Consider the following 17,674-nt stretch of genomic DNA (forward strand, 5'->3'; position numbering starts at 1 on the left):
GTGAACTGGTTCGATGCGCTGTTAGGCAAGGCTCACTGTCCAGCGACCACCTCTACAGGTAGCGCGCCGTCAGATGCGCCGTGAACTCCGCGGGATCGAGCGGCTTGCCGGTGGCGTGGCGCAACAGATCCTGGAAGCCGAGCCTGGCGCCCTGCCCGTGCACATGCAGGCTGAGCCAATGCATCATCGCCGATAGGTCGCCCTTGCCGAGTTGCGCATCGAGATCGGGAACCGCGCGTCGCAGCGCCGCCATGAGCTGCGCCGCGGCCATCGCGCCGAGGGTGTAGGACGGGAAATAGCCGAAGGCGCCGTCATGCCAGTGGATATCCTGCAGGCAGCCCTGCGCATCGTCCGGCGGCACGATGCCGAGCAGCGCGCGCATGCCGTCGTTCCAGGCGGCCGGCAGGTCCGCCACCTCCAGCGTCCCGCCGATCAGCGCGCGTTCCAGGCGGAAGCGCAGGATCACATGCGCGGGATAGGTCAGCTCGTCGGCGTCCACGCGGATGAAGCCGCGCCCCACGCGTCGCCACAGCCGCGCCAGGTTCTCGCCGCAGGCGATGCGCGTGGACAGGCCGAAGACCTGGCGGAGCCGCCCGGCAAGGAAACCGAGGAAGGCATCGGACCGGCAGGCCTGCATCTCCACGATCAGCGACTGCGATTCATGCGCCGCCATGCCCGCGGCCTCGCCCACCGGCTGGCGCGCGAAGCCCGCCGGCAGGTGGCGCTCGTACATTGCATGCCCGGTCTCGTGCAGCACGCCGAGCAGCGCCTTCGCCGGGTTGCGTTCGTCGTAGTAGGTGGTGATGCGCACATCGGCGGGATTGCCGCCGCAGAAGGGATGCAGCGATTCATCCAGGCGCGCATGGCTGAACTCCAGCCCGACGCGCTCGGCCATCTCGCGGCAGAGCGCGCGCTGCGCCTCCACCGGGAACTTGCCTTCGAGCGGCAGCGGCGGCGGATGCTTCGCCTGGATCGCCTCCGCGCGCGGCAGCGCCTCGGCGAGCCAGGCTTCGTAGGCGGCGAACACCGGCTCGACATCGCCCGCCGTCACGCCGGGCTGGTAGCCATCCATCAGCGCGTCATAGGGATCCATCGCGAGCGCGGCGCCGAGGGCCTGCGCCGTCTCCCGCTGCAGCCGCACCACCTCGGTCAGCAGCTTCTGCACCTTGGCGAAGTCGGCATCGGCCTTGGCCTCGCGCCACACCTTCTCGCAAGCGGAGTTGGCGCGGCTGGTCGCCTCGACGAGGTCCACGGGCAGCGCCGTGGCGCGCGCATGGGCGCGGCGCATCAGGGCGAGGTTGGCCGCTTCCCACGCATCCCCCGCCTCGGCCTCGGCAAGGTCGCCGGCGACCTCCGGCGCGGTCAGCAGGTCGTGCATGACCCCCGCGAGGGCCGCAAGCTGCTCGCCGCGGGCATGGCCGCCGCCGGGCGGCATCATCGCACTCGCATCCCAATGCAGGATGCCGGCAGCCTCGTTCAGCGCGCCGATCCGGGCGAAGCGGGCCTTCAGCCGGTCATGGGCGGGATTGCTGTTCATCACCTCTCCGTCGCACGAAGGCCACGAGCACGCCGACCAGCGCCAGCGCCAGCCCATACCAGGTGATCGCATAGCCCAGATGGCTGTTCGTCGGTCGCGGCAAGGTGCGCGCGGGATCGGGCAGCGTGCCGCCGCCGTCCCCCAGCGCCACCAGCCCGAAAGACGCCACGGGGTCCAGCCCCAGCGCCCGGCCGATGGCATCCGGGTCGAAGGTGTAGAAGCGGCGCCCGGCCGGGTCGTCGGTGGCGGAGAGCGTGCCGGCCCGCTCCCCCGGTCGCACCCAGCCTTCCACGGTCACCTCGCCTTCGGGCCGGGCGATGGGCGCGCGGCTCTCGATCGGCACCCAGCCGCGATCCACCAGGATGGTGGAGGCGCCATCGCGCAGCAGCGGCGTGACGAGATGCGCGCCGAGCACGGGACCGCGCACCTCAAGGCCGAGCAGGACCTCCTTCGCGTGGTCGAATCGGCCGGTGGCGCGCACCTTGGCCAGCATCGCCGGCGGCTCGGTCAGCGGTGCCGCCGGCGCAGCCTCGCTGGCGGCGATGCGGGCGATCAGGTCGTTCTTCCAGGCCAGCCGCTGCACCTGCCAGGTGCCGAGGAACAGCAGCAGGCCAAGGACGGGAATCGACGCCAGGACGGCGATCAGGACAGGGCGGCGCATCGCTCGACCGATGTGGGGCGCATCATTCGCCGCCGCCACCGCCGCAGCGCAGCCCGGGGAGGCCGAGGCCGCTCATGCTGCCGACGCGCAAGGTGCGCGGGCACCGCACCCGCCGATCCAAGGGTGTCAGCCCAGCGCGCTGGTCCGGTGCCGCCACTGCGCCCAGATCAGCGCCGCCTTCGCGATGCGCATGGTCAGCACCGAACCCGGCAGCAGCACGATCGGCCAGAGCACGAGGTGCACCCAGAAGGGCGGCTCCAGCCGGAATTCGACCAGGAAGGCGCCGATCACCGTCAGCGCACCGAGCAGGAAGATCGCCGCCACCGCCGGCCCGTCGCCGGAATCCTGCTTCGACAGTTCGAGGCCGCACACGGTACAGCGCGGCGCCACGTCCAGCAGGCCGCCGAAGAGCCTGCCTTCGCCGCAGCGCGGGCAGCGGCCAGCCAGCGCCACGCGCATGAAGGGGGCGACCGCATTGTCGGGGACTGTCGCCATGCGGGGGCCGCGGGCAGCGCGGCCTCACGCCGCGCCGCCCGCCTCGGCGTCAGTGCGCCGCGATCTCGCCGGCACCCCACCAGTAGATGAAGATGAAGAGGAACAGCCAGACCACGTCCACGAAGTGCCAGTACCAGGCCGCCGCCTCGAAGCCGAAGTGACGATCCGGCGAGAAGGCGCCGCGCGTGGCGCGTATCAGGCAGACGGCCAGGAAGATCGTGCCGACCAGCACGTGGAAGCCGTGGAAGCCGGTGGCGAGATAGAAGGTCGAGGAATAGATGCCCCCGCTCCAGGCGAAGGGAGCCTCGGCGTATTCGTAGATCTGGAAGGCTGTGAAGGACATGCCGAGCAGCACGGTCAGGGCCAGGCCGGTGATGAGTGCCTTGCGGTCGTTCTGCAGCAGCGCGTGATGCGCCCAGGTCACCGTGCAGCCCGACAGCAGCAGGATCATCGTGTTCATGAAGGGCAGGCCGAAGGGGTCGAAGGTATGCACCCCCGCCGGCGGCCAGACCGCATGCTCCGCGCCCGAGACATGCTCGGGATACAGCGCGAAGTGGAAATAGGCCCAGAAGAAGGCGACGAAGAACATCACCTCCGAGGCGATGAACAGCACCATGCCGTAGCGCAGGCCGATGCGCACCACGGCGCTGTGCAGGCCCGGGGTGTTGCTCTCCCGCAGCACGTCCCGCCACCAGAAGAACATGGTGGCGATCACGCCGGCCAGGCCGGCGCCCAGCATCCACCAGCTGTTGTTGTGCGCGACCAGGATGATGCCGAGCACCAGCGCGCCGCCGGAGAAGGCACCCATCAGCGGCCAGGGCGAGGGCTCCACCAGGTGGTAGGGGTGCTTGTAGGGGCTGGCGCCCGGTTCGCTGTGGCTTGCCATCGCTCGTCCTGGGTGGTCGCGGCGGGGTTCGGCCCCGGCCTTGGTGGTGAATGAATCCCGCAAGACGCGGGTGGGATCAAGTCGGCGCGGGTCTCAGCGCAGCACGCTCGGGCTCTCGCGTCGTCCGACATGCGGCCCGGCATTGGCCAGCGCGCCGGCGCGCTCTGCGTCGTTCAGGCTGCGGAAGAAGGTGTAGCTGATCGTGATGGTCCGGATGCCCCGGGTGTTCGGGTCGTCGGCGATCCGCGGGTCCACCCAGAAGGCCAGTGGCATGTCCGCCTGCTGGCCGGCGGCCAGGGTCTGTTCCTCGAAGCAGAAGCAGGCCGTCTTGTGGAAATACTTCCCGACGACTTCCGGCGTGACGTTGTAGGTGGAGATGCCGGTGGACGGCCGGTCAGCGAGATTGCTCGCCTGGTAGAAGCCCACGCCCTCCTCGCCGAGCCGAAGCTGCACCGCCTGCTGCACCGGCTCGAACCGCCAGGGCAGGTCGGGCTGCGTGTTGGCATTGAAGCGGATGGTGACGGTCCGCTCCCCGGCAGCGCCCGGCGCGGCCTGGCCGATCATCGGCGTGCCGTTGTAGCCGGTCACGCGGCAGAACAGGTCATAGAGCGGCACGGCGGCGAAGGACACGCCGACCATGCCGAACACCACGCCGAAGGCAGCGCCGACGACCCGGCGATTGCGCCGCGCGATGACGGCCTGACGAGAGGCGTCCATGCTCACCCCCGAAGAACCCGCGCCATCGAGATGAAGTAGAACAGCACCACCAGCCCGACGAGCGTCAGGAAAATCGCCCAGTTGCGCGCACGGCGGCGCTTCTCGAAGGCGGTGCGTTCCTCGGGCGTCATCCGGCGAAGACCAGCCGATCCACCGCCAACGCGCCGAACAGCACGAAGAGGTAGTAGAGCGAGTATTTGAAAGCGCCGCGCGCCGCCGCATCCTTCGCCAGGGAGCGACCCTCGGCATCCTGCGCCTCGCGCAGCACGCGCCATGCCTGCCACAGGAAGCCGGCACCAAGCGCCAGCGCCACCGCCGCGTAGAGCGGGCCGCTGAAGCCGACGGCCCACGGCGCGAGCGTCAGCGGCACCAGCGCCACCGTGTAGGCCATGATCTCGCGCCGCGTGCGGCGCGCGCCATGCGTCACCGGCAGCATCGGCACCTTTGCCCGCGCGTAGTCGCCATGCGCCCAGAGGCTCAGCGACCAGAAATGCGGCGGTGTCCACATGAAGACGATGGCGAACAGGATCACCGGCACAAGGGAAACCTCGCCTGTCGCCGCGACCCAGCCGATCAGCGGCGGGAATGCGCCGGCGGCGCCGCCGATGACGATGTTCTGCGGCGTCCGGCGCTTCAGCCACATCGTGTAGACCACGACGTAGAACAGGATGGAGAAGGCGAGCCAGCCGGCTGCCACCCAGTTCGTCGCCAGCCCCATCACCGCCACCGACGCCACCGCGAGCGTGATGCCGAAGCCGAGCGCCGAGCCGGGCTCGATCCGGCCGGAGGGGATGGGCCGGCGCGCCGTGCGGCGCATCAGCGCGTCGATGTCGCGGTCGTACCACATGTTGATGGCACCCGCCGCGCCCGCCGCCACCGCGATGCAGAGGATCGCGGCGATGGCGATCACCGGCGGCAGCGCCACCGGCGCCACCAGCAGCCCGACCACGGCGGTGAAGACGACGAGCGTCATCACCCGCGGCTTGAGCAGCGCGATCCAGTCGCGCACCTCCGAAAGGTCCGCCGATGTGTCGAGGGGGGCTTGCGCCCCCCTCTGCTCGATGGCGTGGCCGCTCATCGCGTTCCTACTCCATGCGCGTCAGCGGACGCGCGGCAGCTCGTCGAAGGTGTGGAAGGGCGGCGGCGAGCTCACCTGCCATTCCAGCGTGGTCGCGCCCTCGCCCCACGGATTGTCGGCCGCCTTGGCGCCGCGCGCGAAGGTCACCCACAGCACGTAGAAGAAGAACAGGAACGAAGCGACCGAGATGTAGGATCCGACGGAGGCGATCACGTTCCAGCCGGTGAAGGCGTCCGGATAGTCCGGATAGCGGCGCGGCATGCCCTGGTTGCCCAGGAAGTGCATCGGGAAGAAGGTCAGGTTCACGCCGATGAAGGTCAGCCAGAAATGGATCTGGCCGAGCTTTTCGGGATACTGGCGGCCCGACATCTTGCCCAGCCAGTAATAGACGCCGGCATAGATGCCGAACACCGCGCCCAGGCTCAGCACGTAGTGGAAGTGCGCCACCACGTAATAGGTGTTGTGCAGGATCTGGGTGATGCCGGCATTGGCCAGCACCACGCCCGTCACGCCGCCGACCGTGAACAGGAAGATGAAGCCGATGGCGAACAGCATCGGCGTCTCGAAGGTCATCTTGCCGCCCCACATGGTGGCGATCCAGCTGAAGATCTTGATGCCCGTCGGCACGGCGATGACCATCGTCGCCGCCATGAAGTAGGCGCGCGTGTCCACGTCGATGCCCGAGGTGAACATGTGGTGCGCCCACACGATGAAGCCGACGAAGCCGATCGCCACCATCGCATACGCCATGCCGAGATAGCCGAACACCGGCTTGCGGCTGAAGGTGGAGACGATGTGGCTGACGATGCCGAAGGCCGGCAGGATCATGATGTAGACTTCGGGGTGGCCGAAGAACCAGAACAGGTGCTGGAACAGCACCGGGTCGCCGCCGCCTTCCGGCTTGAAGAAGGCCGTGCCGAAGTTGCGGTCGGTGATCAGCATGGTGATCGCGCCGGCCAGCACCGGCACCGCCAGCAGCAGCAGGAAGGCGGTGACCAGCATCGACCACACGAACAGCGGCATCTTGTGCAGCGTCATGCCGGGCGCGCGCATGTTGAAGATCGTCGTGATGAAGTTCGCCGCGCCGAGGATCGAGCTCGCGCCCGCCAGGTGCAGCGAGAACAGCGCGAGGTCCATCGCCATCGACGGGTGATAGGTGTTCGTCGTCAGCGGCGGGTAGATGGTCCAGCCGCCGCCCGGACCTTCGCCCACGAACAGGCTCGCGCCCAGCAGCAGCAGCGAGGGCACCAGCAGCCAGAAGCTGATGTTGTTCATGCGCGGGAAGGCCATGTCCGGCGCGCCGATCATGATCGGCACGAACCAGTTGCCGAAGCCGCCGATCAGCGCGGGCATGACCACGAAGAACACCATGATCAGGCCATGCGCGGAGACGAAGGAGTTCCACATCTGGCCATCGGCGAAGATCTGCATGCCCGGCTGCTGCAGCTCCAGCCGCATCAGGAAGGACAGGCCGACGCCGACGATCGCCGCGATCAGCGCGAAGCCGATGTAGAGCGTGCCGATGTCCTTGTGGTTGGTGCTGAACAGCCAGCGGGCCACGAAGCCGGGCTTGTGGTCGTGGTGGTCATCGTCGTGGGAGTGGCCGTGGGCAGCGGTTGCCATCGCGTTCCGTCCGGTGATCGGGTTGACGGGGCGCCGCGTCAGCGGCGCGCCTCGGCGAGGGTGGTGGCGGGGGTGGCGGGCGCGCGCTCAGCCAGGGCCGAGGGCGGCGGGCCGGGCGGCAGGCCCTGCGCGAAGCGCGTCTTCGCCTGTTCGACCCAGGCGTTGAACTCCTCGCGCGGCACGGCGCGGACCTCGATCGGCATGAACCAGTGATTCACCCCGCAGATCTGGTTGCACTGCCCATAGAAGACGCCCGGGCGGTCCGCCTTGATCCAGGTTTCCAGCGTCCGTCCCGGGATCGTGTACTTCTGCACGCCGAGCGACGGCACGAAGAAGCTGTGGATCACATCCTGGCCGGTGGTGAGGATGCGCACCGCGGCGCCGACGGGAATGACCAGCGGATTGTCCACCGAGAGGTTGCGGATCTGGCCCTGCGCCAGTTCCTCCTCGCGCACCGGATAGCTGTCGAAGGTGAAGCCGCCCTGCTCCGGATAGCCATAGTGCCAGTACCACTGGCGCCCCTGGACATTGATCGTCAGCTCCGGGTCTACCGCCCGATCCTGGTAGTAGATCAGGCGGAAGGACGGGATCGCGATCACCACCAGGATCAGCACCGGCACCACCGTCCAGGCGATCTCCAGCATCGTGTTGTGGCTGGTCTGGGTCGGGTTCGGGTTGGCCGCGGCGCGGAAGCGCCAGATCACGTAGACCAGCAGCGCCGCCACGAAGATCGTGATCGCGATGATGATCCACAGCACGAGGCTGTTGAAGGACGAGATCGCGTCCTTGATCGGCCCGCCCGAAGCCTGCAGCCCGATCCCCCAGGGCTGCGGCGCGCCGACCATCGGCGCGCCCTCCTGCGCCAGCGCCGCGGCGGCGCCGGCCGCCAGCATACCGCCGGCCATCGCGACAGCCCCGAAGATGCGGGCCATCCGTCCCATCAGCGCGCCGATCGCCTGCCTCATTCTATTGTCCCGCCGGCGCGGCATATCGCCGCGCTCTTTCCTCGAACCCTGTACGGCCGGGCCTGCACCCGGCGCGCGGATCCCCCTCCGCCATTCGGCGGCCGGGCTCCCCACACGCGACCTATAGAAGCGGCTAATGCACCGCACAAGTCGGGCGTGACTGCCTCGGCGCCACCGCGGCCAAGGCCAACCCGCTGGGAAAGTCAAGGAGTTGCGCGAAAGCGTCAGCCGCCGGGAGCAGCCTCGGCCTCCGCCTCGCCTTCGGCGACATGATCCACCATGTCGGTCAGCATCGAGCGGATATGGCTGTCGCCGACGACGTAGAACACCTGGCGTCCGCGACGCTCCGCCTGCAGCAGCCGCGCCGCGCGCAGCAGGCGCAGATGGTGCGAGACGAGCGATGCCGAGATGTTCAGCTTCTCCGCCACCTCGCCGACCGGCACCGGCGCATCCAGGCTCGCCAGGATGATGCGCAGCCGCGTCGGGTCGCTCATCAGGCGGAACATCTCCGCCAGTTCGACAACCTGGTCCTCGCCGATCCGTTCCCGGACACCCATCGCGCCGCCCCGCTCCTGCTCCGCAGCATCCCGTGCGCCGCGCGCGGCGTCCAGCATCCCTTGACGAAACCTGCCTGCCTGACAATCTCCGCGCAAGCTCAAGTCATTGAAATACAAGGAACATCTGAACAGATGAACAGGGATGACGTCTCGACAGCAATACATGTGAACAGGAGTTCACGTGTCGGCCGCCGCGTCCTGCTCGCCGGCCTCGGTGCCGTCCTGCCTTTGCCGGCCCTCGCCCAGGCGCGCGGCAGCCGCATGCCGACGGCGCTCTGCACCGTCGGCATGGTCGGCGACGTGGTGCGGGAGACCGCAGGCGGCCGCCTGCGGGTCGAGACGCTGATCGGCGAGGGGGTGGACCCGCACCTGTTCCGCCCGACCCGCAGCGACATCGCCCGGCTGCTCTCCGCCGATGCCGTCTTCGGCAACGGACACCGGCTGGAGGGCCGGATGGGCGACGTGATGGACCGGGTGCGCGGCACCGGCCGGCCGGTCGTGCTGCTGGCCGAGTCGCTGCCGCGCGAGAGGCTGCGCGCCAATCCCGACTATCCCGACGCCGCCGACCCGCATGTCTGGATGGACCCACGGCTCTGGGCAGATGCCGCGCCGGCGGCGCTGCCCCCGCTCGCGCAGCTTGTCCCGGATGCGCGGGAAGGCTTCGCCGACAACCTGGCGCGCTACCGTGCCCGCCTCGCGCGGCTCGACACCTATGCGGAGGAGGTACTGGCGACCGTGCCGCAGAATGCGCGGGTGCTCGTCACCGCCCATGACGCCTTCGGCTATTTCGGCGCGCGCTACGGCTTCGAGGTGGAGAGCATCCAGGGCATCTCCACCGAATCCGAGGCGAACCTCGCCGCCATCGAGGCGCTGGTGCGCAAGCTGGCGGAACAGCGCATTCCCGCCGTCTTCGCCGAGACCTCCGTGCCCGACCGCGCCGTGCGCGCGCTGATCGAAGGCGCCGGCGCGCGCGGCCAGCGCGTGGCGCTCGGCGGCAACCTGTTCTCCGACGCAATGGGCAAGGCCGGCACCTATGAGGGCACCTATGAGGGCATGCTCGACCACAACATCACCACCATCGCCCGCGCCCTCGGCGGCCGCGTGCCGGATCGCGGCCTGAACGGGCGCCTCGCGGCATGAGCGCGCCGCTGGAGGTCCAGCACCTCACCGTCGCCTATGGCGAGAAGCCGGCGGTGTGGGACGTGACCTGGTCGGCGCCGCCGGGACTGACGGCGATCGTCGGGCCGAACGGCGCCGGAAAGTCCACGCTGCTGAAGGCCGCACTCGGCCTGGTGCCGGTGCTCTCGGGCGAGGTGCGGTTCTTCGGCCGGCGGCTCGACGATGTGCGCAATCGCGTCGGCTACCTGCCGCAGCGCGCCAGCGTGGATTGGGACTTCCCGGCGACCGCGCTCGATGTCGTGTGCATGGCGCGCTACCCGCGCATGCGCTGGTGGGGCGTGGTGCCGCGCGCCGAGAAGCAGGCAGCGCGCGCCGCGCTCGAGCAGGTCGGCATGAGCGAGTATGCGGACCGCCAGATCGGCCGGCTTTCCGGCGGCCAGCAGCAGCGCGTCTTCCTCGCGCGCGCCCTGGCGCAGGATGCGGACCTCGTGCTGATGGACGAGCCCTTCGCCGCGGTGGACGCGGCCACGGAAGCCGCGATCGTCGGCGTGCTGCGCAGCCTGGCGGAGCGCGGGCGGCATGTCGTCGCGGTGCATCACGACCTCGCCACCGTGCCCGAGTATTTCTCGTCCGTACTCCTGCTCAATGCGCGGGTCTTCGCGGCGGGGCCGGTGAAGGAGGCCTTCACCAACCGCAACATCGCCGCGACCTACGGCGCCCGTCTCGCCGTGCTGGACGAGGCGAGCGTCGGCGCCGCGGCGGTCGGGACGTGATCGCCTACAACACGCTCGTCGTGCTCTCCGGCTGCGCCCTGCTCGGCATCGCCGCGGGCACGGTCGGCACCTTCGCGCTGCTGCGTGGGCGTGTGCTGGTCTCCGACGCGGTCGGTCATGCCGCGCTGCCCGGCGTTGCCGTCGCGGCGCTGATCGTGGCGCTGCTCGGCGCCGATCCGCGCGCCCTGCCGCCGCTGCTGGCCGGCGCCGCCATCGCCGGCCTGCTCGGCGTGCTCGCGGTGCAAGCGCTGACCCGCACCAAGCGCATCCGCGAGGATGCCGCGATCGCGGTGGTGCTCTCCGCCTTCTACGCCGCCGGCGTCGCGCTGCTCTCCTGGCTCCAGACGCTGCCGGGCGCGGCGCAGGCGGGGCTGTCGAAATTCATCCTGGGCCAGGCCGCGGCGATGCGCGCGGAGGACGCGCTGATCGCCACGACCGTCGCGGCGCTGTGCCTGGCCCTCGTGCTGCTGTCGTTCCAGCGCCTGCGCAGCGTCGCCTTTGATGCCGATTTCGCCCGCGTGCAGGGCCTGCGCACCGACCGGACGGACCTGCTGCTGCTCGGCCTGATCGTGCTGGTCTGCGTGAGCGGGCTGCAGGCGGTCGGGCTGATCCTGGTGGTGGCGCTGCTGGTGCTGCCCGCCGCCACCGCACGGCTCGTCACGCATCGGCTGCCGCGCATGCTGGCCGTCGCCGCCGCCACCGGGGGCTTGGCCGGCGCATCCGGCGCCTGGCTATCGGCGCTGCATCCGGAGGTGCCGACCGGCGCCGCCGTGGTGCTGGTCGCCGCCTGCCTCTTCACCCTCGCGCTGCTGCTGGCGCCCGAGCGCGGGCTGCTCGCACGCGCCTGGCAGATCGCCGGCCGTCGCCTCTCCGCCGACACCGAGCATTTCCTGCGCGCCGCCTGGGAGGCGCAGGAAGCCGCGGGCGCCGGGCCGGGAACGGCCGGCGACCGCTGGGCGCCGATCGGCGCCGTCGCGGCGGCGCGCGGCTGGAGCCTCGGCAAGGCGCGGCGGCTGGCCTTCTGGCTGGCGCAGCGCGGCCTGGTGGCGCGCGCCGAGGACCATGTCCACCTCACCCCGCGCGGCGCCACCCTGGCGCGCCGCGCCGTGCGCGCGCATCGCGCCGTGGAGCATCATCTGCTGGCGGCCGGCGCCGCCGATGCCGCCGCGGCCGATCGGCTGGCCGACCTGGTGGAGCACGGGCTGCCGCCGGGCATGGCGGCGCGGCTGCTGCCGGAACCCTCGGCCCTGCCGGCCAGCCCGCATGCGCTGGGGGCCCGGCGATGACGCTGCAGGACTTCCTGATGCTCGACCTGCCGCCGCTGCTGGCGGCGATGCTGGCGGGCGGCACCTGCGGGCTGCTCGGCTCCTTCCTGGTGCTGCGACGGGAGAGCCTGGTGGGCGATGCGCTGTCCCACGCGGTGCTGCCGGGCATCGTGCTCGGCTTCGCCATAACCGGGGCGCGCAGCGGCCTGCCGATGCTGGCGGGCGCGATGGTGGCGGGCGTCGCCGCGGTGGCGCTGATCGCCGTGGTGCAGAAGGCGGCGCGACTCGATCCTGGCGCTGCCATCGGCGCGGTCTTCACCACCTTCTTCGCCATCGGGCTGGTGCTGCTGGAAGTCACCGGCGCGCGCAGCGTGGATCTGGACCTGGATTGCGTGCTGTTCGGCCAGCTCGAGACGCTGGTCTGGGTGAGCGGGCGCGAACCCGGCGCGCTGTTCGATCCGGCCGCGCTGGCCACGCTGCCGCGCCAGCTCGGCCTTCTCGCGGGCGTGGCGGTGGCGGTCGCGCTGGCCGTCGCGGTGTTCTGGCGGCCGATCAAGCTGGCCTGCTTCGACCCCGGCTATGCCCGCGCCATCGGCCTGCCTTCGCGCAGCATCGAGCTCGGCCTGGCACTGCTGGTCGCCGCCGCGGCCGTCGCCGCCTTCGAAGCGGTGGGATCGATCCTGGTGGTGGCGCTGCTGGTCTGCCCGGCGGCCGCGCTGCGACTGATGACCGACCGCTACACGGTGCAGGTGCTGGGCGGGGCCGCGCTGGGCGCGGCGCTCGGGGCCGCTGGCTATGCGCTTGCCGGTCCGGTGCCGGCCGCGCTGGGCCTGGATCTCGCGCTCAATGCGGCGGGCGTCATCGGCACGCTGGGCGGGTTGGTCGTGGCGGTCGCCGCGCTGGTCAGGCCGTTGCGGCAGGACCGGCCCCCGGCGCCGGCGCCGGCATGAAGGAACGCGGCGGGGAACACCCCCCGCCGCGCCCCTCGCCCGGCCGCGCGGCGCCCCGCGCGCCGGATCAGCGCTTCAGGTTCAGCGTCTGGCGATCGAAGTTCAGAACGCGCAGCGCGTCGCCCTGACGGACGACGGCGTGCTCGCGGATGAAGTCGATCGCCACCACCTCGGACAGCGGCGGCTGGCCGGGCTGCACCAGGTTCGCGAGCTGCATGTTGTTCAGCAGGATCACGCGCATGATCTCGTAGGGGTGGTTGCCGCCGGTCGAACGCCGCTCGATGTCGGCGCGCGTGGCGGGGTTCAGGCCCTGCATGACCGCATTGACCCAGGCCGAGGACGGCGCCGGCAGTGCACCCTGCTGCGCGAAGGCGGAGGGAATCGCCAGGCTGGCGGCGAAGATGGCGCCGAGCAGCGCGTTCTTCCGCGTGATCATTGTCTCGTCTCTCCTTGATGCATCGTTGTCGCGGGACGCAGCCGGCACCGGCCGGGGGGCATGCGAAGCGTGCCGCGCCCGGCCGTGCGGAGATCCACGCGATCACAATAGGCCGAGGGGTCGAGGCTACAACGTTGCCTGAGGGCAATCGCGCAAAACGGATACGGGGCGCCCGCGCCTGGGACAGGGTGCCAAGCGACGGCGCGCGCCGCGCTATTCCGCCGCGAGCGCCAACGCCGGCTGGTTGCGCACCCGCACGAGGGTGAAGAGTCCCGCGGGCTGGCACGGCTCCATCGCCTCCACCCGCACCAGGGCGGGATCGAGCAGGTCCGACAGGGCGAAATCAGGATGCCAGCCCAGCAGCCGCGCCAGCGGCGCCATCGAACGCTCGGCCCACCACCGCAGGCCCGACTCGGCCGCGAAGTGGTTGACGAAGAGCAGGTCGCCGCCCGGTCGCACCACGCGCGACATCTCGGCGAACAGGGTCTTGGCATTCGGCACGACGGAGGCCGTGAACATCGCAACGGCGATGTCGAAGCTGCCGTCGGAGAAGGCCATCCGCTCGGCGTCCATCTCGCAGAGGCCGACGACGTGGGCGAGGTTCTCCTCCCGCACGCGCACCGCGGCCTTCTCCAGCATCTCGCGGGAGAGATCGACGCCGATCACGCGCTTTTCCCGCCGGTAGCGCGGCAAGGCGAGGCCTGTGCCGACTCCGACCTCCAGCACGCGGGTGCCCGGCAGGCGGTTCACCGCCTCGACGGCGCGTCGGCGTCCATGTGCGGACACCCCACCGAAGACGACGTCATAGATACCGGCCCAGCGGCGGTAAGCGTCGCGTACGCCCTCGGCATCGAGGACGGCGCGCGGATGGTCCCTCGCGGGGGTATCGGTGCGGATGCTCATCTCGGCCCGTTTCCGGCAGGCGCGGTGCTAGTGCCAACCGGCTCCGGGCGCAAGCGGATCATCACGCGTCGCCGCGCGGAGAGGGCTGGGGGCGCCGCTCGGGCAGGGCCACGAGCACGCCTCCCGCGGCGATCACCCCGGCCCCGAGCAGGGTCCAGCCGTCGGGCCAGTCGCCGAAGATGAGCACGCCCGCCAGCCCCGCCCAGATCAGCTGGGAATACGACATCGGCGCCAGAACCGAGGCCGGGGCTCGGGCGAAGGCCAGCACCAGGATGGAATGCCCGAGCGCCCCGAGCGCGCCGAGCAGCAGCATCCACGGCACGTCGGACGCGGCGGGCGTCACCCAGACGAAGGGCTGCGCCAGCGCCGTCAGTGCGCATGCCGCAAGGCTGGTATGCACAAAAGTTATGCGCGGATCGTCCACCAGGGCGAGCCGCCGGGTGAGCAGCTGGTACACCGTGTTGCCGAGCGCCGTGACCAGCGGCAGCAGCATCGCCCAGTGCAGCGGCTCGCCAGTCAGGAAGGGCGGGCGGATCGCCACCAGCACGCCGGCCAGGCCGATCGCGACGCCTATCCAGCGCCGCGGCGAAACCTTCTCCCCGAGCCAGAAGGCCGCGGCGGCGACCGTCAGCACGGGCGCGGCGAAGACCACCGCGGTGGCGTCGGCCAGCGGGATATGGATCAGCGCGAAGGACAGGGCGGCGTTGGCGACGGCGAGCATGGCGCTCCGCAGGGTCTGGAGCACCGGCGCGCGCGATCGCCAGGGCACGCTGCCGGTCAGCAGCTTCAGCGCCAGGATCACGAAGAGCGTGTGCGCGAGGAAGCGCACGAACATCAGTTGCGGCACCGGGTAGAAGGCGACCATCACCTTCAACAGGGCATCCATGGCGACGAAGAGCGCCAGCGCCACGAGTTGCAGCAGCACGCCCTGGAGAGTGCGGGACATCGCCGCCAGTGTGGCAGGGACGCTGCGCGCGTCCAGCGCGCGCCGCGCGGGTCAGGCGTGCCCGGCGACCCCCGACAGCAGCGCCGGGTCCACATGCAGCTTCGCCAAAGCGCGCGTCCAGAGCTGCGCCGCATCGGCGGAGAACAGCAGCGCCTCGTCGGCCGGCACGGACAGCCAGGCGTTCTGCTGGATCTCGGTCTCGAGCTGGCCCGGACCCCAGCCGGCATAGCCGAGCGCAAGGAACCCTTCGCGCGGGCCGCCGCCGCCGGCGATCGCCTTCAGGATATCGACGCTCGCGGTCAGCGCGATGCCGGGTTGGACCTTCAGGCTGCCTTCCGTCTCCCAGTCGGCGGTGTGCAGCACGAAGCCGCGACCGTTCTCCACCGGGCCGCCCGACATCAGCCGGATGCGCCGCTGCGGAGGAACCGGATCCAGGTCCAGCTGCTTCAGCAGGTCGTCGAAGGAGAGGCCATCCAGCGGCTTGTTCAGCACGATCCCCATCGCGCCCTCGCCGGAATGCGCGCAGAGGCAGATCACGCTGCGGGCGAAACGCGGATCCTGCATGGTCGGCATGGCGACCAGCAGATGCCCCGTCAGCCACCCCTCGCCCGCCGGGGCCGCCGATTCGCCGGGAAAGCGCTTCTTGGAGGACGATCTGGCCATCCGCGAAAGATGGCGGCGCCAGGGTGGCGCCGCAAGGACGGCGGCCACCGTACGACCCTCCCCGCATGGACGGCCGGGCCCGAACCGATCTACACCGCCCCTGACAACCGAGAGCCCCCCGGAGAGCAGACGATGACCATCAAGGCCGGCGACAAGATCCCCGCGGTCAAGATCATGCAGGCCACCGCCGAGGGGCCGAAGGAAGTCGATACCGGCGAGCTCTTCGCCGGCAAGACCGTGGTGCTGTTCGGCGTGCCCGGCGCCTTCACGCCCACCTGCTCGGCCAAGCACCTGCCGGGCTTCGTGCAGAACGCCGCCGCGCTCAAGGCGAAGGGCGTGGACCTCGTTGCCTGCATGGCCGTGAACGATGCCTTCGTGATGGGCGCCTGGGGCAAGGACCAGGGCGTCGAGGACAAGGTGGCGATGCTGGCCGACGGCGCCGCCGCCTTCACCAAGGCGATGGGCCTGGAGTTCGACCTCACCGCTCGCGGCCTCGGCGTCCGCTGCCAGCGCTTCGCCCTGGTCGCGAAGAACGGCACCGTGACGCACATCGCCATCGAGGCGCCGGGCGCCTTCGAAGTGAGCAAGGCCGAAGCGGTGCTGGAGGCGGTCTAGCCGCCATGGCCGGACGCCGGCCGGGCGCGGCGAGCTACGCGACGCTCGCCTGGCAGTCCGGCTGGGTCTTCGCGCTGCGCAGCGCCCAGCTCTGGGCCGAGCCGGTCGGCGCCAGCGTGGCGCTGGCCGAGATGGCCTTCGAGAAGCAGCAGGCCTTCGCCGCCGGGGCGCTCGCCGCCAGCCGCGCGGCGCTGGCCGGCACCCGGCCCGACCTGGTCGCGGCCGCCGCCCTGCAGCCCGCGCGCAAGCGGGTCGCTGCCAACCTGCGCCAACTCACGCGCAAGCGGAGTTGATCCGGCGCAAGGCACAAGCCCGCCGGCATCGTTCATGCTGTCCCTCCAAGCCCGGATGGGGAGGGGCGGATGGACGGGCCGAGGCAGGACGATCCCTGGGCCGTGGAGCCCGGCGCCTTTGCAGGCTGCACCGATCCTGCGGACCGGCTGCGCTTCCTGCTGACCTATGCCGTGCTGGCCCCTTCGAGCCACAACACCCAGCCCTGGCGCTTCCGCCTGCATGGCGGCGCGCGGCTGGACCTGCTGGCGGACCGGGAACGCGCCCTGCCGGTGGTGGACCCGGATGACCGGGAACTGACCATCTCCTGCGGCGCCGCGCTCGCCAATCTGCGCTGCGCCGCCGCGGCGCTCGGCGAGGCGCTGGAGGTCGCGGCGCTGCCCGACCCCGCCGAGCCGGACCTTCTCGCCCGCATCACCGCGCGCGGCCCCTGCCCGCCGGCGGCCAGGATGGCGCGGCTGCTGCGCGCGATCACCGCGCGGCACACCAGCCGACAGGCCTTCGAGCCTGAGCCCGTGCCGGCGACGCTGCGCGAGGAGGCCATCGCCGCAGCCGAGCAGGATGGCGACACCTGGCTGCACTGGGTCGAGTCTCCCGCCCAGCGCCAGGCCATCGCGCGGCTGGTGGCGGAGGGCGACCGGGTGCAGATGGCCGACCCCGCCTTCCGGCAGGAGCTGGCAAGGTGGATCCGCTCGCGCCACAGCGGCACGCAGGATGGCATCTCCGCCGCCGGCTTCGGCCTGCCCGATCTGCTCTCCGGCGGCATGGCGCTGCTGCTGCGGCGCTTCGACCTCGGCGATGGCCAGGCGGCCCGGGACGCCGCGCTGGCGGAGGGCGCGCCGGCGCTGGCGGTGCTCGCCACGCCCGGCGATACGCCGCGCGACTGGCTGGCAGCGGGGGAGGCGCTGGAGCGGATGCTGCTGACGCTCACCGCCGGCGGGCTCTCCGCCTCCTACCTGAACCAGGCCGTCGAAGTGCCGGCGCTGCGCCTGCGTCTGGCGGCCACGGTGGGCGCGGCCGTGCCGCAGCTTCTGCTGCGGATCGGCCGCGGCGAGAGGCCTTCGCCCAGCGCGCGCCGGCCAGTCGCGGCCGTGCTCGACGAGACCTGACACCGCCAGGGCTTCCGTCGGCGCCGCGGCCCGCGTAGGGCTCATGCTGCGCTGCGGCATTGAACCCGCGCCGCCGCATGCATCG

21 protein-coding genes are annotated in these 17,674 nt (G+C 71.1%); 7 read left to right on the plus strand and 14 right to left on the minus strand.

The genetic code is table 11. From position 1 onward, the window contains the following. Nucleotides 1-52: 52 nt before the first annotated feature. From E4T13_RS13555 to E4T13_RS13595, 10 genes are all read right to left on the minus strand, one after another. Entirely contained in the window at nt 53-1,537 is a 1,485-nt protein-coding gene (locus tag E4T13_RS13555) for a carboxypeptidase M32 (RefSeq protein WP_137178825.1), read from the minus strand. Then, the gene (locus E4T13_RS13560; protein WP_137178826.1) at nt 1,515-2,198 is read right to left on the minus strand and encodes an SURF1 family protein; all 684 of its coding nucleotides are present in this window, start codon (nt 2,196-2,198) and stop codon (nt 1,515-1,517) included. The genes E4T13_RS13555 and E4T13_RS13560 overlap by 23 nt, the downstream gene beginning before the upstream one ends. A 126-nt stretch (nt 2,199-2,324) precedes the next feature. After that, nucleotides 2,325-2,693 carry a DUF983 domain-containing protein gene (locus E4T13_RS13565; RefSeq protein WP_240791121.1) on the minus strand — a complete coding sequence of 123 codons (369 nt, stop codon included), beginning with the start codon at nt 2,691-2,693 and terminating at the stop codon, nt 2,325-2,327. Between the two features lie 49 nt (nt 2,694-2,742). Next, on the minus strand, nt 2,743-3,579 hold the full coding sequence (locus E4T13_RS13570; RefSeq protein WP_137178827.1) for a cytochrome c oxidase subunit 3: 837 nt from the start codon (nt 3,577-3,579) through the stop codon (nt 2,743-2,745). Nucleotides 3,580-3,672: 93 nt separating this feature from the next. Beyond that, nucleotides 3,673-4,296 (minus strand): cytochrome c oxidase assembly protein, encoded by a 624-nt coding sequence (locus E4T13_RS13575; protein WP_137178828.1) that lies wholly within the window; start codon nt 4,294-4,296, stop codon nt 3,673-3,675. 2 nt (nt 4,297-4,298) lie between these two features. Next, entirely contained in the window at nt 4,299-4,427 is a 129-nt protein-coding gene (locus E4T13_RS30780) for a hypothetical protein (protein WP_256370452.1), read from the minus strand. After that, the gene (locus tag E4T13_RS13580; protein ID WP_137178829.1) at nt 4,424-5,374 is read right to left on the minus strand and encodes a heme o synthase; all 951 of its coding nucleotides are present in this window, start codon (nt 5,372-5,374) and stop codon (nt 4,424-4,426) included. Before E4T13_RS13580 ends, E4T13_RS30780 begins: the two co-directional genes overlap by 4 nt. Nucleotides 5,375-5,395: 21 nt before the next feature. Further along, nucleotides 5,396-6,997 carry a cytochrome c oxidase subunit I gene (gene ctaD, locus E4T13_RS13585; protein ID WP_137178830.1) on the minus strand — a complete coding sequence of 534 codons (1,602 nt, stop codon included), beginning with the start codon at nt 6,995-6,997 and terminating at the stop codon, nt 5,396-5,398. A gap of 38 nt (nt 6,998-7,035) precedes the next feature. After that, the gene (gene coxB, locus E4T13_RS13590; RefSeq protein WP_137178831.1) at nt 7,036-7,962 is read right to left on the minus strand and encodes a cytochrome c oxidase subunit II; all 927 of its coding nucleotides are present in this window, start codon (nt 7,960-7,962) and stop codon (nt 7,036-7,038) included. A gap of 224 nt (nt 7,963-8,186) precedes the next feature. Beyond that, nucleotides 8,187-8,519 (minus strand): metalloregulator ArsR/SmtB family transcription factor, encoded by a 333-nt coding sequence (locus tag E4T13_RS13595; RefSeq protein WP_137178918.1) that lies wholly within the window; start codon nt 8,517-8,519, stop codon nt 8,187-8,189. Nucleotides 8,520-8,651: 132 nt separating this feature from the next. On the opposite strand from E4T13_RS13595, the gene E4T13_RS13600 reads away from it, so the two are divergent. Genes E4T13_RS13600 through E4T13_RS13615 form a run of 4 tightly spaced genes read left to right on the plus strand, consistent with a single transcriptional unit; the run spans nt 8,652 to nt 12,626 of the window. Next, nucleotides 8,652-9,659 (plus strand): metal ABC transporter solute-binding protein, Zn/Mn family, encoded by a 1,008-nt coding sequence (locus tag E4T13_RS13600; RefSeq protein ID WP_137178832.1) that lies wholly within the window; start codon nt 8,652-8,654, stop codon nt 9,657-9,659. Beyond that, entirely contained in the window at nt 9,656-10,411 is a 756-nt protein-coding gene (locus tag E4T13_RS13605) for a metal ABC transporter ATP-binding protein (RefSeq protein WP_137178833.1), read from the plus strand. The genes E4T13_RS13600 and E4T13_RS13605 overlap by 4 nt, the downstream gene beginning before the upstream one ends. Beyond that, the gene (locus E4T13_RS13610) at nt 10,408-11,697 is read left to right on the plus strand and encodes a metal ABC transporter permease (protein ID WP_170984984.1); all 1,290 of its coding nucleotides are present in this window, start codon (nt 10,408-10,410) and stop codon (nt 11,695-11,697) included. The genes E4T13_RS13605 and E4T13_RS13610 overlap by 4 nt, the downstream gene beginning before the upstream one ends. Then, nucleotides 11,694-12,626: a metal ABC transporter permease gene (locus E4T13_RS13615; protein WP_137178834.1), complete on the plus strand. Its 933-nt coding sequence runs from the start codon at nt 11,694-11,696 to the stop codon at nt 12,624-12,626. Before E4T13_RS13610 ends, E4T13_RS13615 begins: the two co-directional genes overlap by 4 nt. Nucleotides 12,627-12,693: 67 nt before the next feature. Here the strand turns inward: E4T13_RS13615 and E4T13_RS13620 are convergent, their stop codons facing one another. From E4T13_RS13620 to E4T13_RS13635, 4 genes are all read right to left on the minus strand, one after another. Beyond that, the gene (locus tag E4T13_RS13620) at nt 12,694-13,062 is read right to left on the minus strand and encodes a hypothetical protein (protein WP_137178835.1); all 369 of its coding nucleotides are present in this window, start codon (nt 13,060-13,062) and stop codon (nt 12,694-12,696) included. A gap of 213 nt (nt 13,063-13,275) precedes the next feature. Beyond that, on the minus strand, nt 13,276-13,965 hold the full coding sequence (locus tag E4T13_RS13625; RefSeq protein ID WP_137178836.1) for a class I SAM-dependent methyltransferase: 690 nt from the start codon (nt 13,963-13,965) through the stop codon (nt 13,276-13,278). A 61-nt stretch (nt 13,966-14,026) separates the two neighbouring features. Beyond that, nucleotides 14,027-14,911 carry a DMT family transporter gene (locus tag E4T13_RS13630; RefSeq protein WP_137178837.1) on the minus strand — a complete coding sequence of 295 codons (885 nt, stop codon included), beginning with the start codon at nt 14,909-14,911 and terminating at the stop codon, nt 14,027-14,029. A 51-nt stretch (nt 14,912-14,962) separates the two neighbouring features. Continuing rightward, the gene (locus E4T13_RS13635) at nt 14,963-15,574 is read right to left on the minus strand and encodes a YqgE/AlgH family protein (RefSeq protein WP_137178919.1); all 612 of its coding nucleotides are present in this window, start codon (nt 15,572-15,574) and stop codon (nt 14,963-14,965) included. Nucleotides 15,575-15,706: 132 nt separating this feature from the next. On the opposite strand from E4T13_RS13635, the gene E4T13_RS13640 reads away from it, so the two are divergent. The 3 genes from E4T13_RS13640 to E4T13_RS13650 all read left to right on the plus strand — a co-directional run bounded on the left by E4T13_RS13640 (nt 15,707) and on the right by E4T13_RS13650 (nt 17,589). Then, complete coding sequence (locus E4T13_RS13640) at nt 15,707-16,189, plus strand: peroxiredoxin (RefSeq protein ID WP_137178838.1); 483 nt, start codon at nt 15,707-15,709, stop codon at nt 16,187-16,189. Between the two features lie 5 nt (nt 16,190-16,194). Next, on the plus strand, nt 16,195-16,482 hold the full coding sequence (locus tag E4T13_RS13645; RefSeq protein WP_137178839.1) for an antifreeze protein: 288 nt from the start codon (nt 16,195-16,197) through the stop codon (nt 16,480-16,482). Nucleotides 16,483-16,551: 69 nt separating this feature from the next. Further along, a complete protein-coding gene (locus tag E4T13_RS13650) occupies nt 16,552-17,589 on the plus strand; it encodes an Acg family FMN-binding oxidoreductase (RefSeq protein ID WP_137178840.1) in 1,038 nt (345 codons plus the stop codon). Nucleotides 17,590-17,674: the final 85 nt, after the last annotated feature.

Origin of the sequence: Roseomonas sp. AR75 (assembly GCF_005222815.1) — a bacterium.
Lineage (GTDB): Bacteria > Pseudomonadota > Alphaproteobacteria > Acetobacterales > Acetobacteraceae > Falsiroseomonas.

Coding starts and splice junctions, on each gene's coding strand:
- E4T13_RS13555 (WP_137178825.1), bottom strand. CDS start 1,537: ATGAACAGCAATCCCGCCCATGACCGGCTGAAGGCCCGCTTCGCCCGG.
- E4T13_RS13560 (WP_137178826.1), bottom strand. CDS start 2,198: ATGCGCCGCCCTGTCCTGATCGCCGTCCTGGCGTCGATTCCCGTCCTT.
- E4T13_RS13565 (WP_240791121.1), bottom strand. CDS start 2,693: ATGGCGACAGTCCCCGACAATGCGGTCGCCCCCTTCATGCGCGTGGCG.
- E4T13_RS13570 (WP_137178827.1), bottom strand. CDS start 3,579: ATGGCAAGCCACAGCGAACCGGGCGCCAGCCCCTACAAGCACCCCTAC.
- E4T13_RS13575 (WP_137178828.1), bottom strand. CDS start 4,296: ATGGACGCCTCTCGTCAGGCCGTCATCGCGCGGCGCAATCGCCGGGTC.
- E4T13_RS30780 (WP_256370452.1), bottom strand. CDS start 4,427: ATGACGCCCGAGGAACGCACCGCCTTCGAGAAGCGCCGCCGTGCGCGC.
- E4T13_RS13580 (WP_137178829.1), bottom strand. CDS start 5,374: ATGAGCGGCCACGCCATCGAGCAGAGGGGGGCGCAAGCCCCCCTCGAC.
- ctaD (WP_137178830.1), bottom strand. CDS start 6,997: ATGGCAACCGCTGCCCACGGCCACTCCCACGACGATGACCACCACGAC.
- coxB (WP_137178831.1), bottom strand. CDS start 7,962: ATGAGGCAGGCGATCGGCGCGCTGATGGGACGGATGGCCCGCATCTTC.
- E4T13_RS13595 (WP_137178918.1), bottom strand. CDS start 8,519: ATGGGTGTCCGGGAACGGATCGGCGAGGACCAGGTTGTCGAACTGGCG.
- E4T13_RS13600 (WP_137178832.1), top strand. CDS start 8,652: ATGAACAGGGATGACGTCTCGACAGCAATACATGTGAACAGGAGTTCA.
- E4T13_RS13605 (WP_137178833.1), top strand. CDS start 9,656: ATGAGCGCGCCGCTGGAGGTCCAGCACCTCACCGTCGCCTATGGCGAG.
- E4T13_RS13615 (WP_137178834.1), top strand. CDS start 11,694: ATGACGCTGCAGGACTTCCTGATGCTCGACCTGCCGCCGCTGCTGGCG.
- E4T13_RS13620 (WP_137178835.1), bottom strand. CDS start 13,062: ATGATCACGCGGAAGAACGCGCTGCTCGGCGCCATCTTCGCCGCCAGC.
- E4T13_RS13625 (WP_137178836.1), bottom strand. CDS start 13,965: ATGAGCATCCGCACCGATACCCCCGCGAGGGACCATCCGCGCGCCGTC.
- E4T13_RS13630 (WP_137178837.1), bottom strand. CDS start 14,911: ATGTCCCGCACTCTCCAGGGCGTGCTGCTGCAACTCGTGGCGCTGGCG.
- E4T13_RS13635 (WP_137178919.1), bottom strand. CDS start 15,574: ATGGCCAGATCGTCCTCCAAGAAGCGCTTTCCCGGCGAATCGGCGGCC.
- E4T13_RS13640 (WP_137178838.1), top strand. CDS start 15,707: ATGACCATCAAGGCCGGCGACAAGATCCCCGCGGTCAAGATCATGCAG.
- E4T13_RS13645 (WP_137178839.1), top strand. CDS start 16,195: ATGGCCGGACGCCGGCCGGGCGCGGCGAGCTACGCGACGCTCGCCTGG.
- E4T13_RS13650 (WP_137178840.1), top strand. CDS start 16,552: ATGGACGGGCCGAGGCAGGACGATCCCTGGGCCGTGGAGCCCGGCGCC.